A 14,902-nucleotide genomic window follows, 5' to 3' on the forward strand; every position below is an offset into this window, starting at 1 on the left:
ATTTCAAAAATTATAATTAAACGCTTTCAATAACGTTTAATTTGAATATTTTTTGATCAAAATAATTTATAAAGTGTACTTTTATCGCGATGCTATTTTTAGTGTGACTAGTAATAAAAATTTATAACTTTACGACACCAAACAATCTACCCAAATGAAGATTCTAAAATATTTATTTCTTTTATCATTATTAAGCTTAGTTGCTCTTACTGTTTTTGTTGCTACTCAAAAAGGCATTTTTTCTGTAGAAAGAAGCAAAGTGATCAATTCACCAAAAGCGACAGTTTATAACTACATCAATGATTTTAGAAATTATGAAGATTTTGAATCTTGGGCGGTTGAAGATCCTTCATTAAATTTCACTTTCCCAAACAAAACGGCTGGAAATGGAGCTTCATTTTACTGGACAGGAACAGAAGGTGCCGGAAATGCTATTACGCTAAAAACAAAAGATGGCGAGAGCATTCAACAAAAAATGAAATATGACGGAACAGAAGCTGATGTAAACTGGACTTTCAAAGATACTTTGGCAGGAAAAACAAAAGTTACTTGGAAAGCAAAAGGAACAATGAGTTTTTTGTTCAAAATATACACGGCATTAAATGGAGGTTCAGACAAAGTTATTGGAACCATTTACGAAAAGAGTTTAGCAAACATTGACAAAAATCTTGATTACGAAACTAAAACATACAATATAAAGGTTGATGGTGTGGTTCAAAAAACAGAAACGCCATATATCAAGCAAACTTTTACAAGTGAAATTGCCAAAGTAACTAAAAATGCAAGAATTGTAATTCCGAAGCTTATTCGCTTTAGCGAGACCAATGCTTTACAAACTACCGGAAAACCTTTTATTATTTACCATACTTACGATACCACAACTGGATTGGCAAAAATTTCGATTTGTTTGCCAATAAATAAAGAAATTTCGATCAGTTCTGGAAGCGATATCTTATCAGGCAAATTGAATGGATTTGAAGCTGTAAAAACAACTTTGACTGGTGATTATTCGCATACAGCTGAAGCTATTGGCAAAAGCACGGCATACATCAACAATCAAAAAATCGTACCAGATTTAAGCTGGTCACATTTAGAGGTTTTAACTGTAAGCAAATTAGACACCAAAAGCCCATCTAAATTACTTACTGAAATTTATTTTCCAACAAAACCAAAAGTTGTGCCTGTAACAGCTCCAGTTTCTGATCCATATAATACTCAAACAGATCCATCGGCGACAACTACGACAACTACAGATCCTGCAGTTGCAACCCCAGCAACAACAGCACCTGTTGTAAAAAAACCGGCAAAACCAAAACCTGCGGCGCCAAAACCTACTACACCTACAACGACCCCAGAAGAAGATGAGTTCTAAAACAAAGGACATTAAACCTTTAGCTTAAAATTCATTCTAATAGGATAAATGAAGAAGTTTGACAGACGAGAAGGAATTTATACAACAATTATTAAATCCGAAAACGCAAAACACAGCGTTTCAAAAACTCTTGTCTGATTATCAAAGACCGTTGTATTCTCATATCCGAAACATTGTTTTGGATCATGATGATACGGATGATGTTTTACAGAATACTTTTGTAAAAGTTTTTCAACATCTAAAAAATTTTAAAGGAGAAAGCAAGCTTTTTTCGTGGATGTATCGCATTGCAACTAATGAAGCTTTGACATTTTTAAATCAAAAAGCAAAATTAAGTGGCCTGACATCCGAAGCTTTACAAACAAAAACTATCGAAAATCTAAAATCGGATGTTTATTTCGATGGAGATGAAATTCAAATCAAGCTCCAAAAAGCCATTGTCACTTTGCCCGAAAAACAGCAATTGGTTTTTAAGATGAAATATTTTGAAGAATTGAAGTATGAAGAAATAGCTGAAATTTTAGGAACTTCAGTGGGCGCTTTAAAAGCATCTTATCATCATGCGGTAAAAAAATTGAATTATATGTTACATCAAATTAAACCTTTTGTAAAAAAACTATCTTATAGACATTATGAAAGCATTTAAATTAGAAAACGAACCGAAAATCAAATCTGGATTTAAAACTCCAGAGCATTATTTTGATGATTTATCGGCAAAAGTTTTACAGCAGATTAACGAAAAAGAAGTTGAAGTAAAAGTAATACCGTTTTACAAACGCAAAAATGTGATTTCAATTGTCTGCGGTACGCGGTAATTGTTTTTGCACTGATGATTCCTATTGTCAATAATTACAATGACACTTCTAAAGAACTTGACGAAGCTACTTTAGAAACCTATTTATCCTATCAATCGAATTTGAATCAATATGACCTGATTCAGAATCTAGATACGAAAGACATTCAAAAACTAAATAAAAATGTTGCTATTGAAGATGAAACTCTTGAAGATATTCTAGCATCAAATCCTAACATCGAACACTTAATTTCTGAATAAAAACAAAACTTAAAAGATGAAGATCAAAAATATACTACCGATAATTTTGTTCATGATAAGCTTTTCATTTTACGCCCAAGGAGGGAAAATGGATGAAAAACGCGAAAAGATTAAAGCTTATAAAGTTTCTTTTTTAACAACCGAGTTAGAACTGACTCCTTCAGAAGCTGAAAAATTCTGGCCTATCTATAATGCTTATGATGACAAACAATTTGAATTAAGGCATCAAAAAATGAAAGCGTACATGGAACGCTTAGATGATGACAATATCAATTCAATTTCAGAAAAAGAAGTCGCAGTCGTGCTTGCACAAATGGAAAGCACAGACAAAGAATTATATCTTTTGCGTGAGAAATACAATTCAAACTTAAAAAAGATACTTTCAGCAAAAAAATATTAAAGCTCAAAAAATCTGAAGACGATTTTAATCGAAAATTATTAAAACAATATCGAGATAAAGCAGGAAAAGATTAAATAAAATACAACAGCGACAAGCCCCCTATATAATAATACTTACTTTATTATTTAGGGGGCTTGTTATTTTTAAGGAATTTTGAATTCTTTATATAAAAGTAATTCGGATTAATTTATTGTAGCCAGCGACAATTGCTGTATTCTTATTGACAAATCTAATTGTGAAAAGCTTAGAATCATCTGAAAGTTGTTTCCAAGTTGCGCCACCATCCTGTGAGTATTGAATACCAGAAGCGCCTACACAAACAAGCTCTCTTGCATTACTTCCTGGAACATACTGCACACATGAAGCATATCCAAAACCTTGATTCTGACCAATCAATTCCCAAGTTTTTCCACCGTCTTTAGTACAAATCTTATTGTCTGAGTTTTTTTCAGGAAACTCATAATCACCTCCTGCCGCAAATCCGTGTTTTGCATCATAAAAATCAGCAGTGAAAATACCCGTCATTTCTTTTCCTTGAATAATAGGCGTATCAACAACTTTCCAAGTTTTTGCTTTATCTGGAGAATAGAAAACACGAGATTTTTTTCCACCAGAAACCAACCACGTATCATTTCCTTTAATTATGATATTTGTGTTGCTCGTCGCAAAAGCCGCTTCGCCTTGTGTATTAGTTGGCAACTTATCAGAAAGCAGTTTTGTCCAAGTTTCACCTCCATCACGAGTAACAATCATTGAAAAAGTATCTTCTGTCGGATCTCCAATCGCGATTCCTTCTTTTTCATTCCAGAACTGCATACTGTCGTAAAATACTTTTGAGTTAACTTCTTTATAGACTAATTTTACTTTTCTAGTCTTTTTATCAATTTGATACAACAATGCAGGATTTGCAACACTTAATAAAAAAACACTTTTTGAGTTTTGTGCAATGCTTCTAAATTCTAAATTAAGTGTATCGCGATAAATATGATCTTCAAATTTTTCTCTTTTATCTAAATCAAAACAGCCAAAACGCGAATTATCGGCACCATACCATATTTTATTATTATCAATTGCAATGGCTCGAATACTAATTTTATCCTGAAATAAAACTTCAGTCTGCATTGAAACAAAGCCTCCTGCAACTGGAGCTTTATCATTATTTTTCAATGCTTTAAAGGATACCAATAAAACAAATAAGCTAAAAAATAATATTAATTTTCTCATGTAGGTTAAGATTTAGTTGTTGCTAAAATACAATTATTTATAACATCTAAAATAGCTTTTGTTTTTTTTGATAATAATCTTTTTAACAGCCTTTTTTACAGAATTAAAATTAAAAACAAACCAACAAAACACAAATGACTAATACTCAACAACTTAAACAATACAGAATATAAAATTATTTTTTTGGCACAGTAATTGGATATTCCCTAACAACTAATTTTTTTAATATTATTTGCCATGAAAGCGCACCTACTTATACTAGCATTTTTAACTATCGGATTTAGTTCTTGTTCTGCACAAAACCAAGCGACTGTTTATGCAAAAAATTCAGACATCAGCGATAACTTAGATTTAAGAGCGGTTGCTTCGATGTTTGGGGAATCAGCAAATCTTCAAGATTTTGAAAGAAGATTGAATGACCCAAAATATCAAATATCAAATCTTGACTTAAATGGCGACGATCAAGTTGATTATTTACGTGTAATTGAATCTGTAGAAAACAGAACTCACGTTGTAATTATTCAAGCTGTTTTAGACCGCGATGTTTATCAAGACGTTGCAACAATTGACGTAGAAAGAGACAATTACAACAAAGTTAGCGTTCAGGTAGTTGGAAACAGTTATTTGTATGGCGCAAACTATATTTACGAGCCTGTTTATAATGTTGTTCCGGTAATCTATAGTTCATTTTGGGTTACAAACTACAGACCTTATTGTTCAACTTGGTACTGGGGTTACTATCCAACATATTATACAGCATGGAGACCTTATCCAGTTTACAGATATAGAAACAACGTAAATATTTGCATCAACGCAAACTACAGCTACAACTATGTAAATTACAGAAGAAGCTATGTTGCACCAGCTATTTATGCATCAAGACGCACTTATGGCTATGAAAGAATGAGACCAAATTATAGTTTTGCTGAAAGACACAGCAATGTGAACAACAGATATGAATTGGACCAAAGAAGAGTGACTAGCAGACCTTATACTGCATCTCAAAACAGCAACAATCCAGTAAGATCTAGTGCCGGAAGACCTCAATATAGAGAAAATAGAGTATCTAACAGAAGTTATGGTTCTGATAGAAATACAGACAGAAATTACAACAACTCAAGTCGTCCTACAATGAGTAATAGAGAAAATAATGCTCCTGTTGCGACTCCGTCAAGACCAGATTACAGTAGAAATAATTCAGACAACAGAAATTATACTGATAGAACCGCTTCACAAAACAATGATGCACCTAGAAGTTATTCTGAAAACAGAAGAAGCTCTATGAATAATTCAAACAGCGACAGACCTGTTTCTGTACAAAGAAGCGAGCCTTCAAGAAATTATTCTGAAAACAGAGGAAATTCTGAAAACAGATCTTATAGTTCAAGACCACAAAATGCACAACGCTCTGAAGCACCAAGAGTAAGCCAGGAATCTAGAGGCGGACAGCCACAAAGAGAAAGCGGATCACGTGGAGGCGGCGGCAGAAGAGGCTAATATCAAAATCACATTTCTAAATAAAAAAACAGAGCACAATTTACCGATTGTGCTTTTTTTTATCTTTTTATTTATAATTGTCGCTAATTTGTTTTAAAACAGTAAATTTGCAACCGTCTTTTATAAAAATAACATGAGCGCGGCGCATAAAAACTTACACAGTAAGTTGTCTATTGGTGGTCTATTGATCACATTAGGAATCATTTATGGAGATATTGGTACTTCTCCGTTGTATGTAATGAAAGCCATTCTTGGTGAATATGCTATTAATTCGGATATTGTTTTAGGAGGTATTTCCTGTGTCTTTTGGACTTTAACAGCCGCAAACTACAATAAAGTATGTACTTATAACTTTAAGTGCTGACAATCATGGTGAAGGTGGAATTTTTGCCCTTTATGCATTAGTAAAAAAACAAAAATCCAATGGCTCATTGTGCCCGCCATTATTGGAGGTAGTGCCTTGCTAGCCGACGGAATCATTACACCACCCATTTCAATTTCATCAGCAGTTGAAGGAATCAGGGCTTTCTACCCTACAATGGAAACCCAAACCATTATCTATATTGTAATAACAATCTTAGTTATTTTGTTTACCATTCAGCAATTTGGGACAAAATTGGTTGGTAAATTTTTCGCACCAATGATGTTGATCTGGTTTGCAATGCTTGGGACTTTGGGAGCAATTCAAATTTTTTATCATCCAGAAGTAATCAAAGCGATAAATCCTTATTACGCTTATCATTTATTATCAATTCATCCTGACGGATTTTTTGTTCTTGGTTTCGTATTCCTTTGTACAACAGGAGCTGAGGCTTTGTACTCAGATATGGGGCACTGCGGAAGAAAAAACATCAGAATAAGCTGGATTTTTGTTAAAGCAACATTAGTATTAAACTATTTTGGTCAAGCGGCATATCTAATTCATCATGAAGGAAGTACGTTGCAACAATTAGGTGGCGAAAATGGAAACCCATTTTACTTGATCATGCCTCATTGGTTTCTTCCATTCGGAATTGTGGTAGCAACTTTAGCGGCGGTGATTGCATCTCAAGCGCTTATCAGTGGTTCGTTTACTTTGATCAACGAAGCAATGCGTTTGAATTTCTGGCCAAAAGTAAAAATCAAATATCCAACTGAAGTTAAAGGACAATTGTACATTCCGTCAATCAACTGGTTATTGCTTTTTGGTTGTATTGGAATTGTATTGCACTTTGAAAAATCAGGAAATATGGAGCACGCCTATGGTCTTGCCATTATTCTATGCATGATCATGACTACAATTTTGCTGAATTATTACTTGATCATGAAACGTGTAAAATTGTATTTCATGGTTCCGTTGATCACAATTTATTTATTGATTGAATTTAGTTTCTTATTTGCTAATATCACCAAATTTGCAGAAGGTGGTTATGTTACTTTAATCATTGCGATGCTTTTGATTTCAATTATGACAATTTGGTATTTGGCTAAGAAAATCAATAAAAACTACACTAAAGTTATCAAAATCGACGATTACAAAAAGGTATTAGTTGAATTGAGCAGGGATTTATCTATTCCAAAATACGCAACGCATTTGGTTTACATGACAAATGCAAATCGTACAGATGAGTTGGAGGAAAAAGTAATTTATTCGATTTTGCAAAAACGTCCAAAAAGAGCTGACATTTATTGGTTCGTACACGTAAATGTACTTTCTGAACCTTATAAAACAGAATATAAGGTAACTGAAATCGCTAAAGACGACATTTACAGAATTGACTTTAATTTAGGATTTAGAGAGCCAACAAAAATCAATTTAATGTTTAGGGAAGTTATTCGTGACATGGTGAAACGTGGCGAAGTGGATATTACCAGTCGTTATGAATCTCTTAATAAAAACAATATCATTGGAGACTTCAAATTTGTATTGTCTGAAAAATTCCTATCAAACGACAACGATTTAAGATGGCACGAAAATATTATCATGAACTCTTATTTCTTCATCAAAAAACTGAGTTTATCTGAAGAAAGAGCATTTGGATTAGACAGCAGTTCGGTTAAAATTGAGAAATTCCCGATGGTGCTTCATGCTCCAGAAAACATTGGTTTGACCCGAATTATAAAAAACTAACTGTTTATAAAATATTTCAAAAAAAACACTCTTTTAAAACTTTATCAGAGTGTTTTTTCTTTTCAAATGAAAGTCAAATGCACAATCTGAATTAAAAATTTAACTTTCAATCAATTAATAGTACCTTTGCAATTCAAATTATAGAAATGAGATTACACAGAAATTTAGTTTATACTACCATCGATTCTTTAAATGCTATTTTCAACGAAGGAGAATATGCAGATAAAGTGGTTGCTAGAGCATTAAAAAAAGACAAACGTTGGGGAAGTTCTGACAGGAAGTTTGTTGCTGAAACCATATACGAAATTGTTCGCTGGAAACGTCTGTACGCAGAAATTGCCGAAGTAAAAGAACCTTACGACAGAGATAACTTATGGAGAATGTTTGCGGTTTGGGCAGTTTTAAGAGGCTATCCAATTCCAGATTGGAGACAATTAGAAGGAACTCCTGAAAGAAAAATAAAAGGCCGTTTTGACGAACTTTCAAAAATTAGAGCTTTAAAAGAATCTATTCCGGATTGGATGGATGAATTAGGCGTGAAAGAATTAGGCGAAAAAGTATGGGCAAAAGAAATTGCTTGCTCAAAACCAACCGGCTAAAGTTATTTTAAGAACCAATACACTTAAAGGAACTAAAGAAAGTTTAAGAAACACTCTGATGGATTTAAATATCGAAACCGAGTATTTAAAAGATCAGCCGGAAGCTTTAGTTTTAAAAGAAAGAGCAAATGTGTTCTTGACAGATGCTTTTAAGGAAGGTTTGTTTGAAGTTCAGGATGCCAATTCACAATTAGTTGCTGGTTTCTTAGATGTTCAACCAGGAATGCGTGTTGTTGACACATGCGCTGGAGCAGGTGGAAAAACATTGCATATGGCTTCGTTAATGAATAATAAAGGGCAATTAATTGCAATGGATTTGTATGAAAGCAAATTGAAGCAATTAAAATTAAGAGCAAAAAGAAATGGCGCTTTTAATATTGAATACCGAATTATCGACAGCACGAAAGTGATCAAAAAATTGCACGAAAAAGCGGATCGCGTTTTGATCGATGCACCATGTAGCGGACTTGGAGTTTTGAAAAGAAATCCAGACTCTAAATGGAAATTGCAACCTGAATTTATCGACAACATTCGTAAAGTGCAGAGCGAGGTTTTAGAAAGCTATTCTAAAATTGTAAAACCAGGCGGAAAATTAGTTTATGCTACTTGTTCTGTTTTGCCTTCTGAAAATCAAGAGCAAGTTGAGAAATTTCTAAAAACTGAAATCGGACAACAATTCAAATTTATTGAAGACAGAAAAATGTTGGCTTCTGAGTCTGGTTTTGACGGATTTTATATGGCACTTTTAGAACGTAAAAAATAAAAAGTTAAATTCCAATTGCCGGAATTAATCAATAAAAAAATCCCAAATTCCAACCGTATTTATTGGGATTTGGGATTTTTTTTATTGAAGTTTTTACGATTGTAACGATGGTTTTCTTAGCAACTTTCCGTTTTCATTTTCCTTAAATTTCGGAACAAAAACAATTTCTTTTGGTTTCTCGAATTTTCCTAAAACATCAAAAAAATCAGTAGCAAATTCTTGTTTTTCACCTTCGATTACCAAAATCAGTTTTTCACCTAAAACAGAATCGGGAACTCCGGTTACAAAAAATCGATTTGGAATTTTTCCAACCAATTTCGCTTCAATCTGTTCAGGAATCAGCTTCACTCCTCCACTATTGATCACATTATCGATTCTTCCTAAAAAAACGAATTGTTGGTCATTTATCAATTCAACCAAATCATTAGTAACAATTGGCTCATCAGAAATAGATGAAACATAAATTACCAGACAACCACGGTCATCTTTTTCAATTCTCACATTTGGCAAAATTGAAAAAGTACTTTCTCCCACTTTTTTGGCGACAATGTGCGTAATAGTTTCGGTCATTCCATAAGTCTCATATATCTCACCTTTCAATTCCAATAATTGCGCTTCAAGAGCCGAATCGATTTTGGCGCCACCAATAATTAGCTTTTTTACATTTTTCAGTTTATCAATTGAATTTTGAACCTGCGACGGAACCATTGCGACAAAATCATATTTTTCAGAATTAAAAGCCAAAGGTTCTGTGCTTGGTGCTTTCACATCAATATCAAGACCCAAAATCAAACTTCTCACAAGCATCATTTTTCCAGCAATAAATTGCGTTGGCAAACACAATAAAGCTCGATCACCTGGCTCCAAACCAAAAAAATCGCCCGTTGCCAAAGCCGACTGGATCATTGCTTGTTTTTCTAATCTGACTAATTTAGGAAGCCCAGTAGTTCCAGAAGTAGTCATTTCGATATAATCTTTATTATCAAACCAGTCTAAAAGAAATTCGCCTATTGCTCGCTCATAAATATCACCTTCTTTTATAAAGCTGTATCCAACACGGCATAAATCTTTCGCATTTAAATGATATCCGTTGATTTTAAAATAATTATGTACATTCTTATGTGTTAACTGCGTCATGATTATAAAATTAAAAGATTCTTAAATATTTATGTTACCAGTCAATTTCTCTTTCCAATTTGTCCATTTATACTTTTTGCTGAAAATAAGCAACAGTATCGGATAAACAATTACCACAGGCAGTATCACATCAAGTCCTGCCGAAGGTTCAGACATATCTTTGAAAATGGAATGCGTCTGAAAAACAGTCCAATCAGATGTTACTAGCAAAGCGCCAGTCAAATTATTTGCGGCATGAAAACCAAGAGCTAATTCTATTCCTTCATCCATTAGTGTAATAATACCTAAAAACAAACCTGTTCCGATGTAATAAAACATAATGATGTATCCCATTTTTGCTACTTCGGGATTAAAAATATGCATTAATCCAAAAATAAGAGAAGTCATCATTAAGGGAAACCATCGATTTTTAGCCAAATTCGCAAAACCCTGCATCAAATAACCTCTAAAAACATATTCCTCGGTACTAGTTTGGATCGGAATCAGCAACGTTGCTATTACGACCAAAATCAAAAATGGAACTAATTTAAAATTCCATATAAATTTCTCAGGATCTTTTAAATAGACAGCCCAAAAACTCAAACCCGAAAAAATAGCCCACACAATAAATGAAAACAAAATACGATTCCAATCTATTTTTTTCTTGATGTTGTGACCGACAAAAGTGTCTGTTTATGGAGATATTTTACAACAAAATAAACCCCAGCAAATGCAAAAACAAAAGAAATCATGACCAAAAACAAAGTCAAGTTTGGCTCGAATACTTTCAAAACTGCATCTTCTTGTGTTGGAATTTCTGTTTTATTTTTAAAACTAGAATAAAGAACTGCTACAGAGAGCGGAATTTGACCAACAAACGAAGCGGCTATGATAATAACTGACCCGATCAGATACAGATAAAATTTATTATAAGGTTTAATTCCTTGTTCTAAAAACATGCAATATAATTTTAAAATGAGAATTCAGTTTAATAAGTAAGTAGTACTTTTGGCACTGCGAAAATACCTATTTTTTGCGTTAACTATCTTACAATATTTAAATATAACAAAATGATACAAATTTACCATAATCCTCGTTGCGGAAAATCAAGAAGCTGTTTAGCTTTTATCGATCAGTCAAAACAAGAATTTGAAATTATTCCTTATTTGACTGAAACACCAAACTTTGATGAGTTAAAAGAATTGCTTAAAAAACTAAACTTGGAACCTATTCAATTAGTGCGTGTTAAAGAAAAAATTTGGATTGAAAATTATAAAGGAAAAAATCTGAGCAATGATGAAATTATCCTAGCAATGATCGAAAATCCAATTTTGATAGAACGTCCAATTGTCGTTAAAGACGGTAAAGCCATCATTGGTAGAGATCTTGATTTAGTAGCCAACTTTTTAGATTAATTACAAATTAGTCAAATTAACATTTTTTTGTGATTTCCTCTTTAAACCTGGAGCCATATTTGGTGTCTAAAGAGCAAATGAAACCAAAAATAACAATGAAAAAAATCAAATTTGCTGTATTGCTTGTTCTTTTTTTGCAAGTTTTTACAACTATGCACAACAGGCACCTCCTGGTAAAAACAAGGTAAAAGTTACTGGAAAAGTTTTCGAAAAAGTTAGCAAACAACCACTTGAATACGCTACAATCTCACTTATGGCACCAAATGACACTAAAGTTGTTGCCGGTGGAATCACTAACCCAAAAGGTGAATTTGAAGTTGCTGTAGCACCTGGAACTTATGATATCAAAGTAGAATTCATTTCGTTTAAATCAACTGAAATCAAAGGAAAAAACATTTCTGGTGATACTAATTTAGGCGTTGTAAATTTATCAGAAGATGCGACACAATTGAATGAAGTTGTGGTTCGTGCAGAAAAATCGACTGTAGAAATAAAACTAGATAAAAAAGTTTACAGTGTTGGTCAAGATATGATGGTAAAAGGAGGAACTGTAAGCGACGTTCTTGACAATGTACCATCTGTTTCTGTTGATACTGAAGGAAATGTGAGTTTGAGAGGAAGCGACAATATCAGAATTTTGATTGACGGACGTCCTTCAAACGCTATTAATATTGCCGAAGCTTTACGCCAACTTCCAGCTGATGCGATTGACAAAGTAGAAGTTATCACCAATCCATCTGCGCGTTATGATGCTGAGGGTGGATCTGGATTAATTAATATCATTCTTAAAAAAGGAAAAAATCAAGGTTTCAACGGAACTTTTATCGCTTCAACTGGTATTCCTGAAACGTACGGATTAAGTGGTAATTTGAACTACAAAACTGAAAAATTAAATTACTTCACAACTTTAGGATACAATCACAGAACAAATGAAGGTGCTGGTTTAACTAATACTGAATATTTGAACGCTGATGGAACTCCAAAAGGTTTCCTTGATGAAGATCGTGATACAAAAAGAGAATCTGACGGTTTTAATGGAAGAGCTGGAATCGAATGGACTGTAGCACCAAACACGTATTGGACAAATGCTATTAACTATCAAAAAAATTCAGGCGATACAAGAGACTTGATCAATTATTACAATTATGATCTTGCTCACGCTTTCACCGGAACTTCTTTCCGTTTAAACAATGGAGACACTGGAAGCCAAAACGTGGAATATACTTCGAATTTGATCAAAAACTTCAACGATAAAGGTCACAAACTTACTGCCGATCTATCGATTTCAAAAAACGATGACGACAGCAACAGTACCATTACTGCATCTCCAAACTACAATACGACATTAAATAATCAGGTTCAAAAGCAAGTATTGTTTCAAGCCGATTATGTTTTGCCATTAGGAAAAGGAAGTCAGTTTGAGGCTGGTTACAAAGGAAGTTTTGGAGATTTGAACAACGAATATTTTGTAACGGATGAAAATGGATTAAAAGATCCAAATCTGTCAAATACGTTAGAATACAAAGAAAACATCAATGCTCTTTATACACAATATGGTTTCAAAGTAAATAAATTCTCTTACTTATTTGGACTTCGTTGGGAGGATACAAATATTCATGTGAACTTATTGGAGACAAATGATTTCAATACTAAAAAATACAACAACTTGTTCCCAAGTGCATTTATCAGTTATGAATTTTCAGATCAAAGTAGTTTATCTGCTAGTTACAGCAAGCGTTTAACGAGACCTAGAGGACGTTTCATGAACCCAGCGGTAAACTATTCAAGTAATATCAATATTTTCCAAGGAAATCCTGATCTAGATCCATCATTGACTGACAAATATGATATCGGATACATCAAACGTTGGGATAAATTAACGTTCAATACTTCTGCTTATTTTGAAGATACAAAAGATGTTTTCAGTTTTGTTCGTACACCAAACGGAAATGTAGTAAACGGTATTCCAGTTATTCTAAACCGTCCAATCAACCTTGGAAAAGAGCAAAAATTTGGTTTTGAATTCACATTAAATTATACACCATTTAAAATCTGGAGAATCAACAGTAACTTCAACTTTTACAACGTAAAAACAACTGGAGAAAATACTTATGTTGATTTCAATGGTAACACAGTAGTGCAAAATCTTGACAATCAAGCCAACACTTGGTTTGCTAGAATCAACTCAAAATTGACTTTGCCATACAAAATCGATTGGCAATTGAGCGCAAACTACAATGGTTCACAAAAAACAGCTCAAGGAAAAAACCTAGACATGTTTGGTATGAACACAGCATTCAGTAAAGATGTTTTAAAAGACAAAGCAACTATTGCATTCAATATCAGTGACATTTTCAATTCAAGAATTATGAGATCATATACATATCTTCAAAATTCTACAACACTTGAAAGCCAAACAGCTTATAGCGAAATGCAGTTCCGTAAACGCCAATTCAATTTATCGTTTACATACCGTTTCAACAAACCTAAAGGTGAAAGAGACAAAAATCAAGCACCAAGAGAAGGCGATGGCGGAGGAGACTTTCCCGGATAACAAATAGTTAAATTCCAATCCCGAAGCCTCGGGATAAAAATCCAAATTCCAAGTTTAAAACTGGAATTTGGATTTTTTTTAATGAATATTAATTTATACAGAAACCCGACAGGTTTTAAAAACCTGTCGGGTTTAATACTGCAATTGAATTTGGAATTTCCTTTTTTTTGGAACAAAAAAAAAAAAGGACTCACAATTGTGGTCCTTTTTTATGAAATCAATTTATAATTAAATTGATTGTTCTTCTTGTCTTCTTTTAGCTCTCTTTTCTTTGAACATTTCCCAGCTAGCACCCGTAACCCAGTAAGATACGAAACCAACCAAGAAAAACATTAACCAAAACCCTATAGTTAGTATGGTTAAGAAAAGTAAAAAGCCTAAGTACTGTGAAAATTCAAACATGTTTTCCGGAATTTTTGAATGTTACGACAAATGTAGCGTATAAATTCGTCCTTGGCAATAAAATCTAAATCAATTTTCGTTAAATAACATTTATACGTATATTTATACTCATTTTAAATAAGGGATTTTTCCAAATAATATTCAACTCACTAAATAAGAAGAATATGAGTATTTTAAGGAGCTGAAACCTGCTGTCCGCTGTATCTTTTTATTTTTAAAGAAAAAATAAAAAGGATGCCGCTTCCATCAGGGCTAGGAAATCCGTTTTTAAGAGAAATTTCAAGCATTAAAATAAAATCCGTTTCAATCAGCGTTTTTACGAAGTAAATCAGCGTCATCCGCGTTCCATTTACCGCAACAGATTATAACTCACATTTTGCAGATAACTTTTTACAA

Annotated in this window: 10 protein-coding genes and 4 pseudogenes; 10 read left to right on the plus strand and 4 right to left on the minus strand. The window is 33.2% G+C overall.

Going from position 1 to position 14,902, the window contains the following annotated elements; all coding sequences use genetic code 11:
• Positions 1 to 154: 154 nt before the first annotated feature.
• The 5 genes and pseudogenes from ACQ9BO_RS21930 to ACQ9BO_RS21950 all read left to right on the plus strand — a co-directional run bounded on the left by ACQ9BO_RS21930 (position 155) and on the right by ACQ9BO_RS21950 (position 2,900).
• The gene (locus ACQ9BO_RS21930; RefSeq protein WP_431242469.1) at positions 155 to 1,372 is read left to right on the plus strand and encodes an SRPBCC family protein; all 1,218 of its coding nucleotides are present in this window, start codon (positions 155 to 157) and stop codon (positions 1,370 to 1,372) included.
• Positions 1,373 to 1,430: 58 nt separating this feature from the next.
• Positions 1,431 to 2,018, plus strand: a complete 588-nt coding sequence (locus ACQ9BO_RS21935; protein WP_431242470.1) for an RNA polymerase sigma factor — start codon at positions 1,431 to 1,433, stop codon at positions 2,016 to 2,018.
• Positions 2,005 to 2,187, plus strand: coding sequence for a hypothetical protein (locus ACQ9BO_RS21940; protein WP_431242471.1), 183 nt, complete (start codon positions 2,005 to 2,007; stop codon positions 2,185 to 2,187). Before ACQ9BO_RS21935 ends, ACQ9BO_RS21940 begins: the two co-directional genes overlap by 14 nt.
• Positions 2,188 to 2,201: 14 nt before the next feature.
• Complete coding sequence (locus ACQ9BO_RS21945; RefSeq protein ID WP_431242472.1) at positions 2,202 to 2,426, plus strand: hypothetical protein; 225 nt, start codon at positions 2,202 to 2,204, stop codon at positions 2,424 to 2,426.
• Positions 2,427 to 2,442: 16 nt separating this feature from the next.
• A pseudogene (locus ACQ9BO_RS21950) lies at positions 2,443 to 2,900 on the plus strand (sensor of ECF-type sigma factor).
• 88 nt (positions 2,901 to 2,988) lie between these two features.
• On the opposite strand, the gene ACQ9BO_RS21955 reads toward ACQ9BO_RS21950, so the two are convergent.
• Positions 2,989 to 4,050 (minus strand): oxidoreductase, encoded by a 1,062-nt coding sequence (locus ACQ9BO_RS21955; RefSeq protein ID WP_431242473.1) that lies wholly within the window; start codon positions 4,048 to 4,050, stop codon positions 2,989 to 2,991.
• 237 nt (positions 4,051 to 4,287) lie between these two features.
• Between ACQ9BO_RS21955 and ACQ9BO_RS21960 the strand changes: the two genes are divergently transcribed.
• From ACQ9BO_RS21960 to ACQ9BO_RS21970, 3 genes and pseudogenes are all read left to right on the plus strand, one after another.
• A complete protein-coding gene (locus ACQ9BO_RS21960; RefSeq protein ID WP_431242474.1) occupies positions 4,288 to 5,547 on the plus strand; it encodes a hypothetical protein in 1,260 nt (419 codons plus the stop codon).
• 133 nt (positions 5,548 to 5,680) lie between these two features.
• Positions 5,681 to 7,657, plus strand: a pseudogene (locus ACQ9BO_RS21965) (KUP/HAK/KT family potassium transporter).
• Between the two features lie 146 nt (positions 7,658 to 7,803).
• Positions 7,804 to 9,019: pseudogene (locus ACQ9BO_RS21970) on the plus strand (RsmB/NOP family class I SAM-dependent RNA methyltransferase).
• A 93-nt stretch (positions 9,020 to 9,112) separates the two neighbouring features.
• Here the strand turns inward: ACQ9BO_RS21970 and ACQ9BO_RS21975 are convergent.
• Together ACQ9BO_RS21975 and ACQ9BO_RS21980 are read right to left on the minus strand one after the other, a co-directional pair.
• Positions 9,113 to 10,156, minus strand: a complete 1,044-nt coding sequence (locus ACQ9BO_RS21975; RefSeq protein ID WP_431242475.1) for an AMP-binding protein — start codon at positions 10,154 to 10,156, stop codon at positions 9,113 to 9,115.
• Positions 10,157 to 10,177: 21 nt separating this feature from the next.
• Positions 10,178 to 11,094, minus strand: a pseudogene (locus ACQ9BO_RS21980) (lysostaphin resistance A-like protein).
• A gap of 111 nt (positions 11,095 to 11,205) precedes the next feature.
• On the opposite strand from ACQ9BO_RS21980, the gene ACQ9BO_RS21985 reads away from it, so the two are divergent.
• Both ACQ9BO_RS21985 and ACQ9BO_RS21990 read left to right on the plus strand, forming a co-directional pair.
• Entirely contained in the window at positions 11,206 to 11,550 is a 345-nt protein-coding gene (locus ACQ9BO_RS21985; protein ID WP_431242476.1) for an ArsC/Spx/MgsR family protein, read from the plus strand.
• A gap of 118 nt (positions 11,551 to 11,668) precedes the next feature.
• Positions 11,669 to 14,104 (plus strand): TonB-dependent receptor domain-containing protein, encoded by a 2,436-nt coding sequence (locus ACQ9BO_RS21990; protein ID WP_431245187.1) that lies wholly within the window; start codon positions 11,669 to 11,671, stop codon positions 14,102 to 14,104.
• Positions 14,105 to 14,679: 575 nt separating this feature from the next.
• Here ACQ9BO_RS21990 and ACQ9BO_RS21995 read toward each other — a convergent pair.
• Positions 14,680 to 14,844, minus strand: coding sequence for a hypothetical protein (locus ACQ9BO_RS21995; protein ID WP_431242477.1), 165 nt, complete (start codon positions 14,842 to 14,844; stop codon positions 14,680 to 14,682).
• Between the last annotated feature and the right edge of the window lie 58 nt (positions 14,845 to 14,902).

The organism is Flavobacterium sp. P21 (assembly GCF_050632225.1).
Taxonomy (GTDB): domain Bacteria; phylum Bacteroidota; class Bacteroidia; order Flavobacteriales; family Flavobacteriaceae; genus Flavobacterium.